Annotated in this window: 19 protein-coding genes; 8 read left to right on the top strand and 11 right to left on the bottom strand. The window is 61.4% G+C overall.

Annotated elements, in window-relative coordinates:
* Positions 1 to 21: 21 nt before the first annotated feature.
* The 3 genes from J7E24_RS13610 (at position 22) to J7E24_RS13600 (ending at position 2,197) form a co-directional block, all read left to right on the top strand.
* Positions 22 to 408: a transposase gene (locus tag J7E24_RS13610; RefSeq protein WP_317195627.1), complete on the top strand. Its 387-nt coding sequence runs from the start codon at positions 22 to 24 to the stop codon at positions 406 to 408.
* A gap of 142 nt (positions 409 to 550) precedes the next feature.
* Positions 551 to 1,333 carry an outer membrane beta-barrel protein gene (locus tag J7E24_RS13605; RefSeq protein ID WP_215138699.1) on the top strand — a complete coding sequence of 261 codons (783 nt, stop codon included), beginning with the start codon at positions 551 to 553 and terminating at the stop codon, positions 1,331 to 1,333.
* Between the two features lie 72 nt (positions 1,334 to 1,405).
* Positions 1,406 to 2,197 carry an SDR family oxidoreductase gene (locus J7E24_RS13600; protein WP_215138698.1) on the top strand — a complete coding sequence of 264 codons (792 nt, stop codon included), beginning with the start codon at positions 1,406 to 1,408 and terminating at the stop codon, positions 2,195 to 2,197.
* Positions 2,198 to 2,255: 58 nt separating this feature from the next.
* Here the strand turns inward: J7E24_RS13600 and J7E24_RS13595 are convergent, their stop codons facing one another.
* Together J7E24_RS13595 and J7E24_RS13590 are read right to left on the bottom strand one after the other, a co-directional pair.
* Entirely contained in the window at positions 2,256 to 3,131 is an 876-nt protein-coding gene (locus J7E24_RS13595; RefSeq protein ID WP_215138697.1) for a RimK family alpha-L-glutamate ligase, read from the bottom strand.
* Between the two features lie 232 nt (positions 3,132 to 3,363).
* Positions 3,364 to 4,692 (bottom strand): amidohydrolase, encoded by a 1,329-nt coding sequence (locus J7E24_RS13590; protein ID WP_215138696.1) that lies wholly within the window; start codon positions 4,690 to 4,692, stop codon positions 3,364 to 3,366.
* Between the two features lie 405 nt (positions 4,693 to 5,097).
* Between J7E24_RS13590 and J7E24_RS13585 the strand changes: the two genes are divergently transcribed.
* From J7E24_RS13585 to J7E24_RS13570, 4 genes are all read left to right on the top strand, one after another.
* Entirely contained in the window at positions 5,098 to 5,907 is an 810-nt protein-coding gene (locus J7E24_RS13585; RefSeq protein WP_215138695.1) for a WG repeat-containing protein, read from the top strand.
* Positions 5,908 to 6,159: 252 nt separating this feature from the next.
* On the top strand, positions 6,160 to 6,549 hold the full coding sequence (locus J7E24_RS13580; RefSeq protein ID WP_215138694.1) for an energy transducer TonB: 390 nt from the start codon (positions 6,160 to 6,162) through the stop codon (positions 6,547 to 6,549).
* A gap of 1 nt (position 6,550) precedes the next feature.
* Positions 6,551 to 7,015: an energy transducer TonB gene (locus tag J7E24_RS13575; protein WP_215138693.1), complete on the top strand. Its 465-nt coding sequence runs from the start codon at positions 6,551 to 6,553 to the stop codon at positions 7,013 to 7,015.
* 110 nt (positions 7,016 to 7,125) lie between these two features.
* Positions 7,126 to 8,682 (top strand): hydroxymethylglutaryl-CoA reductase, encoded by a 1,557-nt coding sequence (locus tag J7E24_RS13570; protein WP_215138692.1) that lies wholly within the window; start codon positions 7,126 to 7,128, stop codon positions 8,680 to 8,682.
* A 119-nt stretch (positions 8,683 to 8,801) separates the two neighbouring features.
* On the opposite strand, the gene J7E24_RS13565 is transcribed toward J7E24_RS13570, so the two are convergent.
* From J7E24_RS13565 to prmC, 9 genes are all read right to left on the bottom strand, one after another.
* The gene (locus J7E24_RS13565) at positions 8,802 to 9,326 is read right to left on the bottom strand and encodes a hypothetical protein (RefSeq protein ID WP_215138691.1); all 525 of its coding nucleotides are present in this window, start codon (positions 9,324 to 9,326) and stop codon (positions 8,802 to 8,804) included.
* A gap of 76 nt (positions 9,327 to 9,402) precedes the next feature.
* Positions 9,403 to 9,939, bottom strand: a complete 537-nt coding sequence (locus tag J7E24_RS13560) for a hypothetical protein (RefSeq protein ID WP_215138690.1) — start codon at positions 9,937 to 9,939, stop codon at positions 9,403 to 9,405.
* 157 nt (positions 9,940 to 10,096) lie between these two features.
* Positions 10,097 to 10,969, bottom strand: a complete 873-nt coding sequence (rfbA, locus tag J7E24_RS13555) for a glucose-1-phosphate thymidylyltransferase RfbA (RefSeq protein WP_215138689.1) — start codon at positions 10,967 to 10,969, stop codon at positions 10,097 to 10,099.
* A gap of 133 nt (positions 10,970 to 11,102) precedes the next feature.
* Entirely contained in the window at positions 11,103 to 12,110 is a 1,008-nt protein-coding gene (locus J7E24_RS13550) for an SDR family oxidoreductase (RefSeq protein ID WP_215138688.1), read from the bottom strand.
* A gap of 109 nt (positions 12,111 to 12,219) precedes the next feature.
* On the bottom strand, positions 12,220 to 13,275 hold the full coding sequence (gene rfbB, locus J7E24_RS13545) for a dTDP-glucose 4,6-dehydratase (RefSeq protein ID WP_215138704.1): 1,056 nt from the start codon (positions 13,273 to 13,275) through the stop codon (positions 12,220 to 12,222).
* Positions 13,276 to 13,432: 157 nt separating this feature from the next.
* Entirely contained in the window at positions 13,433 to 14,458 is a 1,026-nt protein-coding gene (galE, locus tag J7E24_RS13540; RefSeq protein WP_215138687.1) for a UDP-glucose 4-epimerase GalE, read from the bottom strand.
* Positions 14,459 to 14,565: 107 nt separating this feature from the next.
* Complete coding sequence (locus tag J7E24_RS13535; protein WP_215138686.1) at positions 14,566 to 15,864, bottom strand: nucleotide sugar dehydrogenase; 1,299 nt, start codon at positions 15,862 to 15,864, stop codon at positions 14,566 to 14,568.
* A gap of 76 nt (positions 15,865 to 15,940) precedes the next feature.
* Complete coding sequence (locus J7E24_RS13530) at positions 15,941 to 16,534, bottom strand: acyltransferase (protein ID WP_215138685.1); 594 nt, start codon at positions 16,532 to 16,534, stop codon at positions 15,941 to 15,943.
* A gap of 147 nt (positions 16,535 to 16,681) precedes the next feature.
* Entirely contained in the window at positions 16,682 to 17,563 is an 882-nt protein-coding gene (prmC, locus tag J7E24_RS13525) for a peptide chain release factor N(5)-glutamine methyltransferase (RefSeq protein ID WP_215138684.1), read from the bottom strand.
* 105 nt (positions 17,564 to 17,668) lie between these two features.
* On the opposite strand from prmC, the gene ribD reads away from it, so the two are divergent.
* On the top strand, positions 17,669 to 18,718 hold the full coding sequence (gene ribD / locus J7E24_RS13520) for a bifunctional diaminohydroxyphosphoribosylaminopyrimidine deaminase/5-amino-6-(5-phosphoribosylamino)uracil reductase RibD (RefSeq protein WP_251047198.1): 1,050 nt from the start codon (positions 17,669 to 17,671) through the stop codon (positions 18,716 to 18,718).
* The last annotated feature ends 23 nt before the right edge of the window (positions 18,719 to 18,741 follow it).

Below are 18,741 nucleotides of genomic sequence, written 5' to 3'. Positions count from 1 at the left end.
CGCGGACGGGGCGGGCACTCGGTGCTGGGCTTCTGGCAGGCGCATGTGCCAGGCCAGCCCGTGCAAGCCTATCTGCGCGAAGGCAGCCTGACAGCCGACTTGTTTGTGCTGGCTGTCCACGACTTCTGTCAAACGCTCAGCGGTCCTACGGTGCTGGTGCTTGACAACGCCTCCATTCACAAAGCCCACGTGGTGCAGGCCTGCCACAAACAGTGGGCAGCGGCAGGCCTGAGCCTGTTGTTTTTGCCCCCTTACAGTCCCGAACTCAACCACATCGAATTGCTCTGGCACCGCTGCAAGCATTACTGGATAAGGCCACAAGACTATGCCACCGACCAAACACTGCTCCAACGACTCGAAGACGTCTTAACCAACGTCGGCAAACAATACACGATTACTTTTGCATGACTACTTAAGCATCCCGCTCCGAAAGCGTGTAATCTACGGCGCAAAGCCCGCCAGACAATCATTTGTCGTCGGTTTCCGTTAGAGACCCATCGGGCGGCCACGCTTCTGGCGCGGTGAGCCCTTCATTTTGCTTTCTGACTTCGTGACCCTTCGCTCCTTTCTGCCTGCTGCGGCCCTGCTGCTCACCACGGCCGCTACGCATTCGGCGCTGGCCCAGTCGGCGGCCGGCCCCGAGCGCCGCCCCCGCCACTACGACAAGCAGGGCCGCCTGTATTACAAAGGCCCGTTGCGTTTTACTCTGGGCGGCGGCGTGGGCTATTACAACGGCGACCTGACCAGCAGCCTGGGCGACCAGTTTTTGGGCCCCAGCCTGAGCGCGGGCCTGCTCTACCAGTTTCATCCGCACTGGCAGGTGGGCAGCGAGGTGTCGTACCTGCAGCTGGGGGCCAAAGACTACCTACCAGGCCGGGGACTGGCGTTCAGGGGCAACAATGCGGTGGGCACGGCCTTTGTGCGCTGGGAGCCGCTGCGCGACCCGGGCGCCTACTCGCTGCCGGCCGGCCGGTCATCCATCATCAAGCCCTATATTAAAACCGGCGTTGGCCTGGCCCTGTATAGCCCGAAGGCATACCTCGGTACGCAACGTCCCAGTGGCAACTTCACGCCAGTCTACCTCGAACCCGAACGGTTCGACTATCCGGCCCTAGCGCTGGTACTGCCGGTGGGCGTAGGCGTCACCGTCCGGCTTACCTCGCGGCTCAATGCCACCATCGAGGGCTCATACTCGCTCACAACCACCGACCAGCTCGACGACATCAGCACGGCTATCCCGGCCGGCTCCGAGTCGGGCCGCTCGGCCTCCTCGCTCAACGATAACTACGGCCAGTTGGAGCTGAAGCTGGAATACGCGCCGTGGGCTCGGTAGCCCTGACGACTAAAGTAGCTCCAGCCCCCCTCAAATTTCAAACAGTTTCAGCAGCCTACTACGCCCTTCCGGATGACAAATCTCTCTACCGCTCATCAGGCCCGCTGGAGCCTGGCCGGCCAAACGGCCGTGGTAACGGGCGCCTCTAAAGGCATTGGGGCGGCTGTGGCCGCCGAGCTGCTGGCATTGGGCGCTACGGTGGTAGCCGTAGCCCGTACCGCCGCCGACCTGGAGCAGCAAGTGGCCGCCTGGCAGCAGCAGGGTCTGCCCGCCCACGCCCTGGCCGCCGATGTGAGCACACCGGCCGGCCGCACCGCGCTGCTGGCCCAACTGGCTGAGCGCTGGCCCCAAATACACATCCTGGTCAACAACGTGGGCACCAACATCCGCAAGCCCAGCCTCGACTACAGCACCGACGAGTACCGGCAGCTGCTGGCTACCAACCTCGATTCGGCCTGGGAGCTGAGCCGGGGGCTGCACCCGCAGCTGGTGGCAGCCGGCGGCGGCAGCATCATCAACATCTCATCGGTGGCCGGCCTCACGCACATGCGCACCGGGGCTATTTACGGCATGACCAAGGCCGCGCTGGTGCAGCTGACGCGCAACCTGGCCGTCGAGTGGGCCGGCGCGGGTATCCGGGTGAACTGCGTGGCGCCCTGGTACATCCGCACGCCGCTGGCCGAAACCGTGCTGCAAAACCCGGATTTCCGCGCCAGCGTACTGGCTCGCACGCCGATGGGCCGCGTGGGCGAGCCCGAAGAAGTGGCGGCCGCCGTGGCCTTCCTGTGCCTGCCCGCCGCCGCCTACATCACCGGCCAAACCCTGGCCGTGGACGGCGGCTTCACGGTGAACGGGTTTTCGTAAGAAGTCAGGCTGATAAACCAGAACGCGGAACCNNGGTTCCGCGTTCTGGTTTATCAATTTATTCAATCATCCGCCGCAGGGCCTGCTCGTAGCGGGGCAGGGCCTGGGGGTCGGAGGCGAGGTAGAGAAACGGCTCGATAAGCTCCAGCTCCATGAGCAGCAGCTCACCGTCCTGGTCGAGGCCATCGACGCGGGCGTAGAGGCAACCCGGCGCGAACTGCTGCACGATACGGTCGGCGGCCTGGCGCAAGTGGGCCGGAGCTTGGCGGGGGGCAATAGCACCGCCCAGGTAGTGCTGCACCCGGAAGTCGCCCGATTTAGGCGTTTTAAGCACCGCGTGACTGAATTCGCCGCCGTAGTAGAGTAGCGACCATTCGCCTTCCTCCTGAATGCGCGACAGGAAGGGCTGCGCCAGGAAGTCTTCCTGGGCCACCAGTTCGGTGAGCCGGGGCTGGCGCACGGCCGTTTCGTGGCGGCTGATAATGAACGTGTTTTTGGCGCCGCCGCTTACGGCCGGCTTCACTACAATCTGGTCCTGGCCCATTTCGTCGAGCAGCGCGGCGGCATCTACGGCTTCGCCCCGGGGCAGCAGCCGGGTGGGCACAATGCGCACACCGGCCCGCTCCATCTCCAGCAGGTAGCGCTTGTTGGTGTTCCAGCGCACAATGCTCACGGGGTTGAGCAGGCGTACCTGCTCCCGCTCCAGGGCATCGAGCCAGTGCAGAAACTCCTCCACGCGGTCGAAATAATCCCAAGGCGACTTCAGCAGTACCACGTCGTAGCGGCCCCATTCCACGGCCGGGTTGCTCCAGATGCGCGGCTCCACATCGTGGCCCTGCTCGCGCAGGTAGCGGGTGAGCAGGGCGTCTTCATCGTCAACATTAGGGGCACCGTACTGGGCCAGGCTTTCGCAGGTTACAAGGGCAATATTCATGTTTTTGTTGAGCTGTTAGCTACTAGCTTTCAGCTGTTAGCTTATGTTCAGGTTGAGGGTAATGTACAATTGGCTTCGTTTCATCTAATGACGAATGTCCTGTTAGCCAGCTCGAGTCACGCAGGAGCAGGGCTTGTCCGCGTCCGCCGTTCGCATAGTTGAACAAAGTTGTTGAAACGGCGGGAACGGCGGGCAGGACAAGCCCCGCTCCTACACCGACCTAGCTCAAAAATCATTTGCCATTGAGGTAGTCGAGGGCCAGGGTGGCGAGGGTGCGCACGCCCAGCGTGAGGCCGCTTTCGTCTACAAAAAAGGCGGCCGTGTGGTGCGGGGCGGTGGTGGCGGGGTTCGTGCCCTTGGGCATGCCACCCACAAACACGAACAGGCCGGGCACTTTTTCCTGGTAGAAAGCAAAGTCTTCGGCCCCGGTTACGGCTTTTTGCACAGTTACGTTGGCCGGGCCGGCGGCGCGCTCCAGGCTGGGCACCATGCGGGCGGTCAGGGCCGGGTCGTTGTAGGTGATGGGGGCATAGTTGGTAATATCGACTTCAGCCGTGGCGCCGGCGCTTTCGGCAATGCCGGTGGCCGTGCGGCGCACGGCCGCCCACACTTTCTGCTGCATGTCTTTGTTGAGGCAGCGGATGGTGCCGGTCAGCTCCACTTGCTCGGGGATGATGTTGTGGCGCACGCCGCCGTGCACCATGCCCACGGTCAGCACCACAGCATCCTCCGTCAGCTCGGCCTGGCGGCTGACGATGGTTTGCAGGCCCAGGATGATCTGGGCGGCCGTTACCACCGGATCAACGGCCAGCCAGGGGTAGGCACCGTGCGCCGACTTGCCCTTCACCTTGATGCTCAACACGTCGGAGGAGGCCATTTCGCCGCCCGGCCGGTAGCTCAGCCGGCCCACCTCGGTCTGGGCCTGAATATGGAGGCCGAAGACGGCATCGACCTTGGGGTTTTCGAGCACGCCCTCCTTCACCATCAGCCGTGCGCCGCCCTCTATACCCGGCAGCGAGCCTTCCTCGGCCGGCTGAAAAATGAACTTAACGGTACCGGGCAGGTCTTTTTTCATCTTCACCAGCACCTCGGCCGCCCCCAGCAGCATGGCCACGTGGGTGTCGTGGCCGCAGGCATGCATCACGCCCACCTGCTGGCCGTTGTAGTCGGTGCGCACTTTGGAGGCGAAGGGCAGGCCAGAGGATTCGGTTACGGGCAACGCATCCATATCGGCCCGTAGCGCCACTACGGGGCCGGGCCTGCCGCCCTTCAGCAGGGCTACTACGCCAGTGCGGGCCACGCCGGTCTGCACCTCCAGGCCCAGGCTGCGCAGGTGGGCGGCTACCAGGGCGGCGGTGCGGGTTTCCTGGTTGCCCAGCTCGGGATGCTCGTGCAGGTCGCGGCGCCAGGCAATTACCTGGGGCTTTCCCTGCTCGGCCAGCTGGGCGATGCGGGCGGTTAGGTCGGCGGAAACGGCCGGCTTGCTTTTTTGGGCGCAGGCCGGGCCGGCAACCGAGAGCGTGAGGGCCAGCGCGGCGGCCAGGGAGTAGCAGTTCTTCATGAGCAGTACAATATAAGAGGGCAGTAACAGCAGCCGGGTACCGGGGGCTCCGGCCAATATACACCGCCCGGTACGGCCCCCGCAACTACCAGACGTGCCAATAGCACGCCAGCCGCTTTGCGCTGCTTTTGCCAACTATGCCTCCTGAGGTTTTCCTGGTGCTCCGGCAACCCGGAGCAGGGCCAGCAGCCCGGCAGCTACCTCACTTATCTGGCCCGCCGCCCGGCTGCTGCTGCTGCTGCCGTGGCACTTTGCCTGGATGCAGCCCGACCGGGCGCCAGCCAACGGACTAGCAAGCAGCGCGTGAAGAGCGCCTGGATCAACCAGTTGGGTGGGCTGTGGTTTTAGCCAAAGTGCCTACCTTCGCTATGCCAGACTTCGGTCTGTCCTCCCTCCCCCCTATCCATGAAACGAGTGCTGCTTTTGCTACTAATATCGGCGCTGCTGGCGTTGGGGCAGCCCCTGGCGGCCTGGGCGCAGGCTACCGAAGCCCGGCTGGTGCCCTTCCGGCAGGGCAGTCAGTGGGGCTACGCCGACCGCCGGGGCCGGCTGGTGCTGCCCGCCCGCTACGACGAGGCCGGCCCCTTTGCCGACGAGCTGGCCTGGGTGCGGGTGGGAAGCCTGTATGGCTACATTGATGGCAGCGGCAACCCCGTAACTCCGGTCCAGTATGAAATGGCTGGTAATTTCCGGAACAACCAGGCCACCGTGTCGCTCAACGGCGAAGCCTTTACCATTGGCCCTGCCGGCCGCCGCCTTCCGCCTGCCGAAGTAGCCGACCCAGCCGATGAAGACCCACTTGAGCAGGGCGACGTGGTGCGCGGCCCCGATGGCAAGGTAGGCTTCCGCTTTACCGTGGGCACAGCCCGCATACCAGCCATCTACGACGAAATAAAGGACAACTACAATGGCCTGCTGCTGGTACGCCAGGGCACCAAGTGGGGTGTGCTCGATAACCGGGGCAAACTGGTGCAGCCCGTGCAGTATGATTCGGTGCGCCGCGGCGGCAGCCCGCTGCTGCCGGCCGTGCGCCAGAACGGCCGCTGGGGCTACCTCGGTCCCGAAGGTCGCCGCCTCATCGAGCCGCGCTACCTGCGGGCGGCGCCTTTCTTCGGCGGCGTCGCCCGGGTGCAAACCCCGTCGGGCGCAATCGGCTACATCGACACCGAGGGCCGCGAGTTCTGGGAGGATACCGAGCCGACGAGCGCGAAGTAGCGGGCGCGGACAGCCAGTTGGGCAGTAGCGCGGCGTTGTATTAACATCGGCTTGCTGCGGCCTGCGAGTTGCTGAACGGTAGCTGCAGGCTCGGCCGGCAACTCGCCGGCCAGGTCTGCAGCTCTTGTGCGTTTCCATCACCTTCACCACCGAATAGCTATGACTGCCCGGTTTCTGCTGTGCCTGTTGCTGCTGGGTTGTGGCCGTGGAGAAGATCCACCAACTGCTGACCCATCCATTCAGCTACCCCGAATGGCAATTGAAACTGCCGATTCGCAGAGTGTCAGTGCGCAGAAAATTAAACCACCTCCAAAACTTATTCCTATCGACTGTTTCGGGCCCGGCGCGGGAACACCGGCTTTCAAAGGCGGCAATGACAGTTTAATAGCATTTCTGAGCCGGTATGCGCAATGGCCCGAAGGACTCCCTCTTTCCATTACAGGAAAGGTTTATGTTCGGGTAATGGTCGAGGAGAATGGGGAAATCAGTAGTTCCACTGTGCTGAAAAGCCTGCATCCGCTGGCTGACGCGGAGGCGCTCCGACTGGCCGGATTATTAAGTGGGCATTTTGTGTCAACTGGCCGTAGAGGCAAGGCCGATGCGGTTAGTTATATCATTCCCATCACCTTCAGCGCCGAGTAAGATGCGTAACTGGCTGTTACTACTGTGCCTGTTGCTGCTAAGTGGCTTGCCCGCCGCCGCGCAGGTGGCACCGGACAGTTCAAAGCTGCCACGGCCATTTGGCCCTCCCCTGGGCTACGACCCGCTGTGGCACTGCTGGAGCTGTCAGTATCCGGTGTATCTAAATGGTGGTTTTGGCGGGATGCTACGAGACATTAACAAGAATCTACGCTTTCCGCCCCAACTACAAAAAGATGGCCGCGTGTTCGTGCGATTCACGATTGATGCTACGGGCCAAGTACGCAACCCCACCGTAGAGCAGGGCCTGCAGCCCGACGCCGACTCGGCGGCCGTGCGAGCCGTCGGGCTGCTGGGTCATTTTACGCCGGCTCTGGACCCGCGAGGCCGGCCGATGGCGGTAAAGCAAACGATTCCGGTAACCTTCAGCTATGATGACGAGGACCGACCGAAAAAACGAGTCCGTTGAGGCGCTGGTTTACGAGAGGATTGCTATTACCGTCCGCACCGCCCAGCTTCTATCCGCCAGAAATTCCTACTTTACCCTTTGCAACTCCCAACCTCCTAACGCCCGCTCGTATGGTTTTCACGCCCAGCCCCATGCTGCTCAAGCTGCTTTACACCCGCGGCAGCCTGCGCAACACGCCCGAGGGCGTGGCCTTCAGCATCAAAAACCGCCTCGACACGGTGCGCATCACCCGCATCGACTTTGTGCAGATTGACGATGTGCGGCTGGGGGTGAGCGAAATTGCCATTGATCTGGGCGAGGGCGACGTGCGGCCGGCCGTGGTGTTCAACGCCGACAGCGCGGGCTTTACGCTGCCGGTGGGCCAGTCGGCCACGTTTTATTTGGCCACCAGCCAGCTGGCCGAGGGCCTGCACACCATTCAGGTGCAGTTTGCCTCCGACCCCTTCGGCGACCTGAACGTGGAAGTGGAGGACAGCATCACGCTCGTGCCCGACAACCGCGCCCGCATCCCGCGCGACTCCCACGACGATTACTCCGACGAGGCCATCAAGAAGCGCCAGGACTTTGCCGAGGAATTTACGGGCCAGCAGTTCGAGCACCTCAAGCAGTACTCCTTCGATGCCCACGCGCTGCAGGGCAACTGCGAGCATTTCACGGGCGTGGCCCAGATTCCGGTGGGGCTGGCCGGGCCGCTGCACGTAAACGGCGAGCATGCCCAGGGCGACTTCCTGATTCCGTTGGCGACTACCGAGGGCACGCTGGTAGCCAGCTACAACCGCGGCATTCAGGTGCTCAACCTCAGCGGCGGCGTGAAATGCACGGTTATCGGCGACGCCATGCAGCGGGCCCCGGTATTCGTGTTCGATGATGCCCGCGGGGCCCGAGACTTCGGGCGCTGGGTAGAGGAGGAAATCGGCCGCATCCGGCCGGAGGCCGAAAGCACCTCCAGCATCGCCAAGCTGCAGTATATTGATACCTACCTGAGCAACAAGTTCGCCTACCTGCGCTTCAACTACAGCACCGGCGACGCGGCCGGCCAGAACATGGTGGGCCGTGCCACCTTCGCCGCCTGCTCCTGGATTCTGGAGAACTACAAGGGAGCCCCCGTGCGCCACTTCTACCTCGAATCCAACTTCGCCACCGACAAAAAAGCCTCCCAGATAAACGTGATGCGCACCCGCGGTAAGCGCGTGGTAGCCGAGGCCGTTATTCCGCGCAACCTGCTGCTGCAGCGCATGCGCGTAACGCCCGAGCAACTGGCCTACCACGGGCAGGTGAGCAACGTGGGTGCGTTTATGTCGGGGGCCAATAACAACGGGGCGCACTCGGCCAACGGCATTACGGCCCTGTTCATCGCCACCGGCCAGGATGTGGCCAACGTCAGCGAGTCGTCAGCGGGCATTTTCTATTCCGAAATAACCCCCGAAAAAGACCTCTACATCAGCATCACCATCCCGAGCCTAATTGTGGCCACCCACGGCGGCGGCACTGGCCTGGCCACCCAAAATGAGTACCTGCGCATGCTGGGCTGCGTGGGCCGCGGCACCGTCAACAAGTTCGCCGAAATAGTGGCCGGCGTGGTGCTGGCCGGCGAGCTTAGCCTGGGCTCGGCCATCAGCAGCTCCGACTGGGTAAGCAGCCACGAGCAGTACGGCCGCAACCGCTAAGCCACAAACGCTGAGCCGCCAGTAGCGCTACACCATCAGAAAAAGCAACGGCCTGCTTCGCCCTTTCCCACGGAAACCGTGCAAAGGGCGAAGCAGGCCGTTTGGAATGCGCCGCTGGGCTACAGCGGGTCAGCGGTTACTTTGAACTTGGAGTCGGAGCGCAGGGTAAGCTCGCGGGCCACGTTGCCGCGTAGCGTTACCTCGGTGTAAAGTGTGTAGCTCTCGGCTTTCAGGTACTTATCAAGTTTAGTGTTGCTCGACTTTAGCTCGATGTTCGATACGCCCATCGGCACATCGTCCAGCGAAGCTAGGGGCACTTTATCGTTCTGGTCGGTGCCGATGAGAATTCTGATGCTGCGCAGGAAATTGAAGTTTTCGGCGGCCGGATCGGTGATGGTCAACGTGAGCTTCGTCAGGCTGACATCCTTCACCAGGTCGGCGCGGGTGTTGTTGTTTTTGAAGTTCTGCTCGGAGCGCGCCGGCACGGCTATGGGCGAGATAAAAGGAGGTGTAACCAAGCCGCTGGCCGGAATTTTAATGTTCTGCGAATCCGAAATTTCGAACGTCAGCAAATCATTGATTTTCTTACAGCCCGAAAAAATCAGGAAGCCCAACAAGGGCAGCAGAAACAGTATTTTTTTCATGGAAGTTGAATTTTTCCGCAAATATACGGGCCGCGAATTAGCCCGGATTTCGGGCAGTTCACTCATAGCCGAACTGCTACGGCTTACGGGCTTTCACCTTGAACCGCTCGTCGGCCCGAATTGTCACGTCCTGCGTTAGCAGCGTGTTAAGCTGGACTTTGGTAGTCAGCGTGTAGGAGTCGCCCCGCAAAAACAGATCGAGCTTCTGGTCCGAAGGGTTCAGCGAAATAGTGCTCACGTTGGCCGGTACCTGGTCGAGCGAGGCCAGCAGAAATTGGTCAGCGCTGCTGGCATCGGTACTGATGTAGATTTCGATGCGCTTGAGAAAGTTGAAATTCTGGCCCGCTGGGTTGGTGATGGTGAGCGTAAGCTTGTCGAGCGTCACATCCTGCACGTAATCGGCGCTGGTGCCGTTGCTGGCAAAGGTAGCCTGGCTGCTCGACGCTACCGGCACGGGTACCAGCGGCGTCAGGGGGCCCAGCGGCGAGCTTTTCGGCACCACCAGCGTCTGCGAATCGTCTACATCGAATTCAAGGAAGCCCAACACCTTTTTGCAGCTGCCCAGCAGAGCAAGGGCCACGAGCAGCGGCGCGAGAAACAGCAGTTTTTTCATGGAATAGGGAGGTTGATTTGCGTTGAATTTACGAAAACCGTGCTTCGGGTGGCAAGTAAGCAGAAAGAGTAAGAGGCGAGACGTTCATGCTATTGGACGGTTTACGCCAGTAGCACGAAAGCCTCGCCTCTCGCTTTATTCAACTCCCTGCTGAAAGCTACATCAGCAGCTGCTCGGGCAGGCGCATGAGGTAGTCGCCGTAGCCGCTTTTGCGCAACGGCTCGGCAATGGCGCGCAACTGGTCGGCGTCGATGAAGCCCTGGCGGTAGGCCACTTCCTCAATCGAGCCCACCTTCAGGCCCTGGCGCTGCTCGAGCACGCGCACAAACTCGCCGGCCTGCATCAGGCTCTCAAAAGTGCCCGTATCGAGCCAGGCCGTGCCGCGGCCCAGGATGCCCACCTTCAGCTTGCCGCGGCGCAGGTACTCCTGGTTCACGTCGGTGATTTCGTACTCGCCGCGGGGGCTGGGTTTCAGGTCACGGGCAATCTGCACCACATCGTTGTCGTAGAAATACAGGCCCGGTACGGCGTAATTGCTCTTGGGCTTCGCGGGCTTCTCCTCGATGCTGAGCGCCTGGTTGTTGGCATCGAACTCGACTACGCCGTAGCGCTCGGGGTCGTGTACGTGGTAGGCGTACACCACGCCGCCCTGGGGGTCGTTGTTGCTCTTGAGCAGCTCTTCCATGCCTTCGCCGTGGAAAATGTTGTCGCCGAGCACCAGCGCCACCTTGTCGGCGCCGATGAAGTCGGCACCCAGCACAAAGGCTTGAGCCAGGCCGTTGGGCACTTCCTGCACCACGTACTCAAAGCGGCAGCCCAGCCGCGAGCCGTCGCCGAGCAGGCGCTTAAACTGCTCCTGGTCGTGGGGCGTGGTGATGATGAGGATTTCGCGGATACCGGCCATCATCAGAATCGACAGCGGGTAGTACACCATCGGCTTGTCGTACACGGGCATCATCTGCTTGGATACGGCCAGCGTGAGCGGATGTAAGCGGGTGCCGGAGCCGCCGGCGAGGATAATACCTTTCATGTTGTAGGGACTTGCGAACTTGAATGATAGATTGTCATCCTGAGCGGAGCGAAGGACCTATACAGAAGCTATTACTTGATACTACCTTCTGTACAGGTCCTTCGCTCCGCTCAGGATGACAGTTGTTTATGTGCTAATTCCGTTCCGCAATAAACTCCTGGTGGGTCTTGAACCAGTCCAGCGTCTTCTGCAGGCCTTCCTGAATCCGTACTTTGGGTTCGTAGCCGAGCAGGTTTTTAGCCTTTGAAATGTCAGCCAGCGAGTCGCGAATGTCACCGGCACGGTCGGGGCCGTACTCGGGCACGATGTCGGAGTTGGCTTCGGCCTTCAGGATGTTGAACAGGTCGTTGAGGGAGGTGCGGTCGGCCACGGCCACGTTGTACACCTGGTTTACGGCTTCCTTGCTGTCGACCAGCGCGGCCTTGATGTTGGCCTGCACGCAGTTCTCCACGAACGTGAAGTCGCGGGTCTGGCCGCCGTCGCCGTTCATGCGGGGCGGACGGCCCTCCAGCACGGCATCAATAAAGAGCGGAATAACGGCCGCATACGCGCCGTTAGGGTCTTGGCGGGGGCCGAAGATGTTGAAGTAGCGCAGCCCGATGATTTCCATGCCGTAGGTTTTGCCAAACACGTCGGCGTACAGCTCGTTGGCATACTTGGTGACGGCGTAAGGCGAGAGGGGCTTGCCAATGCGGTCTTCCACCTTGGGCAAGGCCTGATGGTCGCCGTAGGTGGAGCTGGAAGCCGCGTACACAAACCGCTTCACGCCGGCTTCCTTGGCACCCACCAGCATGTTCACGAAGCCGCCCACGTTCACGTCGTTGCTGGTAATCGGGTCGTTGATGGAACGGGGCACGGAGCCCAGCGCCGCCTGATGCAGTACCACGTCAATGCCCTTACAAGCATCAATGCAGGTCTGCCGGTCGCGGATGTCGCCTTCAATCACGCGCAGGGCCGGGTTATCGGCAAACAGGGCCACGTTCTTGCGGAAACCGTTGGAGAAATTGTCGAGCACGCGCACCTCTTTGGCGCTGTACTTGAGCAGGTATTCCACCAGGTTCGAGCCGATGAAGCCGGCCCCGCCGGTTACGAGGAACGCCAGGTTATCGAGCGGCCGGTCGTGGAAAGGAGTTTCGTACATGGGTCAATTATGAATTTTGAATTCTAAATTTTGAATGACGGCTTACTTCAAACCGATAACGCCGAGCAATTCAGAATTCAAAATCTATAATTCAGAATTACCCAGCGCCTTAGCGCTGGGCGTACTGTTTCTGGTAGTAATCCTGGTAAGCGCCGCTGGTCACGTTATCGAGCCACTGCTGGTTTTCCAGGTACCAGTCCACGGTTAGGCCCAGGCCCTGCTCGAACGTAACGGACGGTTTCCAGCCCAGCTCATTCATGATTTTTGAGCTGTCGATGGCGTAGCGCAGGTCGTGGCCGGCGCGGTCAGTCACAAACTTGATGAGCTTGCGCGAGGTCCCTTTCTCCTTGCCGGTTTTCTCGTCGAGCGTGTCGCAGAGCAAGTGAATCAGCTCCAGGTTGGCCCACTCATTCACGCCGCCGATGTTGTAGGTTTCGCCCACGGTGCCCTTGTGGAACACGGCGTCGATGGCCGTGGCGTGGTCTTTCACGAACAGCCAGTCGCGCACGTTTTCACCCTTGCCGTACACCGGAATGGCCTCGCCATTTTGGATGCGGTGGATGGCCAGCGGAATAAGCTTCTCGGGGAAGTGGTTGGGGCCGTAGTTGTTCGAGCAGTTGCTCAGCTTGATGGGCATGTGGTAGGTGTGGTGCCAGGCCCGCACAAAGTGGTCGGAGGCCGCCTTGCTGGCCGAATAGGGCGAGCGGGGGTCGTAGCTGGTTTCCTCGGTGAACATGTCGGGGCCGAAATCCAGCGAACCGTACACTTCGTCGGTGCTCACGTGGTAGAACACCTTGCCCTCGTAGCCCAGCGGCTTCCATAGGTTTTTGGCGGCGTTCAGCAGGTGCACCGTGCCCAGCACATTGGTCTTCACAAAAGCCAGCGGGTCGGTAATGCTGCGGTCGACGTGGCTTTCGGCAGCCAGGTGAATAACGGCATCGGGCTCCTCGCGGGCAAACAACTCATCTACAAACGCTTGGTCGGTGATGTCGCCCTTTACCAGCCGGTAGTTAGGTGCCGACTCGATGTCGCGCAGGTTTTCCAGGTTGCCGGCGTACGTCAGGGCATCCAGGTTCAGAATCTGGTACTCCGGATACTTGGTCACGAACAGGCGCACCACGTGCGACCCAATGAAGCCGGCCCCGCCGGTGATGATGATTTTCATGGTTTTGTCTGTTTGCTTGTAGAACGGTGTCATGCTGAGCGGAGCGAAGCATCTCTACCGCAGTGGTAATCCTGATGTAAGAGTTAGTTCGGCAACGAGGCGGTAGAGATGCTTCGACTTCGCTCCGCTGCGCTCAGCATGACACTATTTTGGCTACTCATTTACCCAAAGACAACTGCCATTTCCAGGCGCTGGCCAGGGCCTCTTCCAGCGAAGATGAGGTTTGAAAGCCCAGTTGCTGCACCGATTTGGTTACGTCGGCATAGATGGCGGGCACGTCGCCGGGGCGGGGCGGGCCGATGCGGTAGTTAAGCTTGACGCCGGTGGCGCGCTCGAACGCCTGCACCACTTCGAGCACCGAGTTGCCACGGCCAGTACCCACGTTGAAGGTTTCTACCATGTCGCCGGTGCCGGCCAGCAGCCGTTGCACGGCCACTACGTGCGCTTTGGCCAGGTCCACCACATGCACGTAGTCGCGAATGTTGGTGCCGTCGGGCGTGTCGTAAGTGTCGCCATTGATGGTCAGCTGCTCGCGGATGCCAGCGGCCGTCTGGGTCACGTACGGAATCAGGTTCTGGGGTACGCCCAGCGGCAACTCCCCTATTTTGGCCGAAGCATGGGCCCCAATCGGGTTGAAGTAGCGTAGCAGAATGGTACGCAGCTTGTTGCCCGGCGCCGCGGCTACATCACGCACAATGTCTTCGCACATCTGCTTGGTGGCGCCGTAGGGCGAGCTGGCCTGCTTGGTAGGTGTCTGCTCGGTTACCGGCAGCGCGTCGGGAATGCCATACACAGTACACGACGACGAAAACACCAGTGCCTCCACCCCAAACTCGCGCATCACTGTTAGCAGCGTCAGCAACGAACCGACATTGTTCTGGTAGTACTCCAGCGGCTTTTCCAGCGACTCGCCCACCGCTTTGTAGGCGGCAAAGTGAATCACACCGCGCAGGCTGCCCTCCTCGGCAAACACGGCGCGCAGTGCTTCGGCGTCGTTGCAGTCGATGCGGTGCAGGGGCACCTTCACCCCCAGAATTTCTTCCACACCCCACAACGCCGACTCCTGGGAGTTAACGAAGTTATCAATGATAACCGGCTGAAAACCGGCCTGATACAGCTCTACTACCGCGTGCGAGCCAATGTAGCCCGCCCCACCCGTTACCAGTATTTTCGTTCTAGACATTCAGTTGTCAGTTGCTAGTTGTCATTTTCTAGTTGTCAGTTGTCGGTTGTCAGTTGCTTATTTCAAAACGAAACTAACAACTGACAACTAGCAACTGACAACTGATTTTACAGGCTCCAGTACTGCATCTGTTGCACCTTGCCGCGGAACAGGCCCTTGATATCGACCAGCACGGCGTCGTCGGAAGTTATCGACTGGAAGTAGGCCTCGTTGTGCTTGGTGTAGGGCTGGTGACTCACGGCCACCACGACGGCATCGTAGTCGGAGCGCACCTCATCGGCGGGCGTCAGGCGGAAGCCATACTCGTGGAACAGTTCGTCGGAATCAGCGTAGGGGTCCACGATGTCCACGTTCACCGAGAAATTCTTCAACTCCTGAATCACGTCGGCCACCTTGGAGTTGCGGATGTCCTCCACGTTTTCCTTGAAGGTCGCGCCCATCACCAGCACCCGGCTTTTGGCCACATCCTTGCCCTTCTTGATGATCATCTGCACCGTTTTGCGGGCGATGTAGGCTCCCATGTTGTCGTTGGTAGTGCGGCCGCTCAGAATCACCTTGGCATCGTAACCCAGCTCCTTAGCCTTGTAGGTAAGGTAGTAGGGGTCGACACCGATGCAGTGGCCACCTACCAGCCCGGGCGAGAACTTGAGGAAGTTCCACTTGGTGCCGGCCGCTTCCAGCACTTCGTAAGTGTTGATGTTCATGCGGTCGAAAATCATCGACAGCTCGTTCATCAGCGCAATGTTCACGTCGCGCTGGGTGTTTTCGATGATTTTGGCGGCCTCGGCCACTTTGATGGAGCTGGCCCGGTGCACGCCGGCCTTCACTACCAGCTCGTAAGTTTTAGCAATGTCCTCCAGCGACTCGGCGTCGCAGCCGGCCACCACTTTCACGATGCTGCTGAGCGTGTGCTCCTTGTCGCCGGGGTTGATGCGCTCGGGCGAGTAGCCCACTTTAAAGTCGCCGTCGGCGAAGCGCAGGCCCGAGTGCTTTTCCATCACCGGAATGCAGTCGTCCTCGGTGCAGCCGGGGTACACAGTGCTTTCAAACACCACGTAGTCGCCCTTCTTGAGCACCTTACCCACCGAAGCCGAAGCGCCGAGCAGCGGCTTCAGGTCGGGCTGGGCGTGCTCGTCGATGGGCGTGGGCACGGCTACAATGAAGAACGTAGCCTCGCGCAGCACGTCGAGCGAATCGGTGAACTCGATGTCGCAGCCTTCAAAGTCCTTGGCTTCCAGCTCGCCGCTCGGATCTACGTGGTTGCGCATCATCTCTACGCGCTTGGCATTGATGTCGAAGCCGATAACTTCAATTTTGCGGGCGAATTCGAGGGCAATGGGCAGGCCCACGTACCCGAGGCCGATAACGGCCAGCTTGGCCTGCTTGTTAACTAGTTGGTCGTACACGGTATAGGGTCTTGGGGACTTGAGGTCGGTTAGGCTGGAATGACGGCGGTCTGTTTTTCAGACAGCTATGCTACAATCAACTAAGCAGTGAAACGTGGCCGTTGGTAAGCTGGTATTGTTGGCGGCTTTCGGGGCAGGTGGCCTGGCCGGCGGCATCAAAGGCCAGCCGGTGGCCGTGGGTACTCATCCAGCCGCGGGGCCGGGCCGGGTTGCCATACACCAGGGCATAGGGCAGCACATCGCGGGTTACCACCGAGCCGGCACCCACGAAGGCGTACTCGCCCAGCGTAACGCCGCATACCACGGTGCTGTTGGCCCCGATGCTCACGCCCCGCCCGAGGCGGGTGGGCAGGTAGTGCGCATCGCCGCGCCGGGGCACGGCAGCGCGGGGGTTGCGCACGTTGGTAAACACCACCGAGGGGCCCAAAAACACGTCGTCGGCGCACTCTACGCCGGCGTAGAGGCTTACGTTGTTCTGCACCTTTACATTACGACCCAGGCTCACGCCGTCGGCTACGAAAACGTTCTGGCCCAGGTTGCAGCCCTCGCCCAGCACTGCCCCGGCGCTTACGTGGCAGAAGTGCCAGATACGGCACCCCGTCCCAATCCGGCACCCTGCGTCGATGACGGCGGTTGGGTGGGCATAGTAGGCGGGTAGCGTTTCGGTCATACGGGCAGGCGGGGCCGGCAATAATTGAGCCGGCAAAGGTAAGGCTTTGAGCGGGGAAGTTTCCTACCTTAAAAACCTAAGCGGTTTACAGCTCAGTGCCTCAGGCCCTGAAAGCAAGGCCCAAAGTGCCGCTTGATGTTGCAGCAGCTACCCTTTCGAATTGGCCAACGCTCCCGCCCAGGTGGCCCGCACCAGCCGGGGCCGGCCAAAAATATCCTCGTAGCTCTCCACTGCCGTGTAACCCAGCCCGCGCAAAAGTGCCTCGGTCTCGGTGGCAAACTGCTCGTTGATTTCGAAGTACAGCACCCCGCCCGCCGCCAGCAGCTCCTGGCCCAGCTGAGCAATGCGCCGGTAGAACAACAGCGGGTTATGGTCGGGCACAAACAGCGCAGTGGCGGGCTCGTAGGTCAGTACGTTGGGCCGCATCAGGGGCCGCTCGTTTTCCAACACGTAGGGCGGGTTGCTCACCAGCACGTTTAGTGGCGCAGGCAGCTGAGGCGCGGCGGCCAGAATATCTACTTGCTGAAAATCGACTGCTACGCCGCACCGCACCGCGTTGCGCCGGGCCACCGCCAGGGCCTCGGCCGACACATCGACGGCCGTGAACTGAGCCCCGGGCAGCCGGGCGGCCAGTGCCAGCGGAATGCAGCCCGAGCCGGTGCCCACATCCAGCACCTGCAGCCCCGAACGGCCGCGCTGCTCGCGGACAATCAACTCTACCAGCTCTTCTGTTTCGGGGCGCGGAATGAGGGTGGCAGGCGTTACGCTCAACTCCAGGCCGGCAAAGTGGGCCGTGCCCAGCACGTACTGCAGGGGCTCGTGGCGCAGCAGCCGCGCCTGGATTTCGGGCAGTGCGGCCAGCCGCTCGTCAGCTCCCACTTCTTCCGCAGCGCGCATCAGCCGGTGCAAGGGCGTCAGGTGCAGCAGGTGTTCCAGTACCTGACCAGCTATGGCCTCGGCTTCGGGGGCTTCGTAGAGGGCTTGCAGGGCGGTGCTGAGGTCGGCGGTAAGCTGGCGGAGCGTGGGCATGGGGCAAAAGTACGGCCGAAAGCCGGGGCCAGGTCCGCAGGCAGGTTCGGGCAGGGCACGTATCTTCACAGCCCCGGCCCTGCTTCCACCCCATCTCGCCTGCCCATGCCCTTCGCCGCTTCCGATTTCGACCTGCTCATGATGCGCCGCGCCCTCGATCTGGCCCGGCTCGGCACCGGATACGCCCGGCCCAACCCGTTGGTGGGCTGCGTTATCACCCATGAAGGCCGCATTATTGGCGAGGGCTGGCACCGGCAGTACGGCGGCCCCCACGCCGAGGTAAATGCCATCAATAGCGTTGCAGAGCCGGAATTGCTACCCCAGTGCCGCGTGTACGTTACGCTGGAGCCCTGCGCCCACCACGGCAAAACGCCGCCCTGCGCCGACCTGCTCATCGAAAAGCAAGTAGCCGAAGTCATTATCTGCAACCCCGACCCCAACCCGCTGGTGGCTGGCCGGGGCATTGCCCGGCTGCGCGAGGCCGGCATTAAAGTGGAAACCGGAGTTTTGGAGGACGAAGGCCGCTGGCTGAACCGGCGCTTTTTCACGGCCCAGGAGCAGCAGCGGCCCTACGTGGTGCTCAAGTGGGCCGAAACCGCCGACGGCTATTTGGCCGGACCCTACTATCAGTCGGTGGCCATTAGCGGCGAGCAGAGCCGGGTGGCGGTGCACCAGTGGCGGGCCGAGGAACAGGCCATTCTGGTGGGCACCCGCACGGCCCTGCACGACAACCCCCGCCTGAATGTGCGCGAGTGGCCCGGCCAGAGCCCGCTGCGCCTGGTCATCGACAAAAATCTGAGCCTTCCTCCTACGCACCAGTTGTTTGATGGCAGCCAGCCCACACTGGTGTTCACTTACCGCGAACGGGCCAGCCAGCCCAACGTAGAATTTGTGGTGTTGTCGGAGGCCGAAGATCTGTTTCCGCAGATGCTGCTGCAGCTGCAGAAGCGGCAGGTGCAATCGGTGCTGGTAGAGGGCGGAACCACGGTGCTCAACTCGCTGCTCAAAGATGGGCTCTGGGACGAAGCCCGCGTCATTCGGGCTCCTAAGCGGCTGGGCGGCGGTGTGCCTGCGCCCAAGCTGGGCCTGTGCGGCCTGCACGAGCAGTTCCGGCTGGGCGAGGATGAGGTGTTCGTGTTTTTGCGAACTGTATAGCTGCTCGTGCCGTAGGGGCGGGG

It is taken from the genome of Hymenobacter sp. ISL-91, from assembly GCF_018613725.1.
GTDB lineage: Bacteria > Bacteroidota > Bacteroidia > Cytophagales > Hymenobacteraceae > Hymenobacter.
Note: the sequence above shows the minus strand (reverse complement) of the source record. Positions and strands in the feature narration are given on the sequence as shown.

Excerpts from the sequence above, each read along its gene's own strand:
- J7E24_RS13530 (WP_215138685.1), bottom strand. The coding sequence starts at position 16,534 with ATGACCGAAACGCTACCCGCCTACTATGCCCACCCAACCGCCGTCATC.
- J7E24_RS13550 (WP_215138688.1), bottom strand. The coding sequence starts at position 12,110 with ATGTACGAAACTCCTTTCCACGACCGGCCGCTCGATAACCTGGCGTTC.
- prmC (WP_215138684.1), bottom strand. The coding sequence starts at position 17,563 with ATGCCCACGCTCCGCCAGCTTACCGCCGACCTCAGCACCGCCCTGCAA.
- rfbA (WP_215138689.1), bottom strand. The coding sequence starts at position 10,969 with ATGAAAGGTATTATCCTCGCCGGCGGCTCCGGCACCCGCTTACATCCG.
- J7E24_RS13600 (WP_215138698.1), top strand. The coding sequence starts at position 1,406 with ATGACAAATCTCTCTACCGCTCATCAGGCCCGCTGGAGCCTGGCCGGC.
- galE (WP_215138687.1), bottom strand. The coding sequence starts at position 14,458 with ATGTCTAGAACGAAAATACTGGTAACGGGTGGGGCGGGCTACATTGGC.
- J7E24_RS13580 (WP_215138694.1), top strand. The coding sequence starts at position 6,160 with ATGGCAATTGAAACTGCCGATTCGCAGAGTGTCAGTGCGCAGAAAATT.
- J7E24_RS13575 (WP_215138693.1), top strand. The coding sequence starts at position 6,551 with ATGCGTAACTGGCTGTTACTACTGTGCCTGTTGCTGCTAAGTGGCTTG.
- ribD (WP_251047198.1), top strand. The coding sequence starts at position 17,669 with ATGCCCTTCGCCGCTTCCGATTTCGACCTGCTCATGATGCGCCGCGCC.
- J7E24_RS13565 (WP_215138691.1), bottom strand. The coding sequence starts at position 9,326 with ATGAAAAAAATACTGTTTCTGCTGCCCTTGTTGGGCTTCCTGATTTTT.
- J7E24_RS13590 (WP_215138696.1), bottom strand. The coding sequence starts at position 4,692 with ATGAAGAACTGCTACTCCCTGGCCGCCGCGCTGGCCCTCACGCTCTCG.
- J7E24_RS13560 (WP_215138690.1), bottom strand. The coding sequence starts at position 9,939 with ATGAAAAAACTGCTGTTTCTCGCGCCGCTGCTCGTGGCCCTTGCTCTG.
- rfbB (WP_215138704.1), bottom strand. The coding sequence starts at position 13,275 with ATGAAAATCATCATCACCGGCGGGGCCGGCTTCATTGGGTCGCACGTG.
- J7E24_RS13595 (WP_215138697.1), bottom strand. The coding sequence starts at position 3,131 with ATGAATATTGCCCTTGTAACCTGCGAAAGCCTGGCCCAGTACGGTGCC.
- J7E24_RS13570 (WP_215138692.1), top strand. The coding sequence starts at position 7,126 with ATGGTTTTCACGCCCAGCCCCATGCTGCTCAAGCTGCTTTACACCCGC.
- J7E24_RS13585 (WP_215138695.1), top strand. The coding sequence starts at position 5,098 with ATGAAACGAGTGCTGCTTTTGCTACTAATATCGGCGCTGCTGGCGTTG.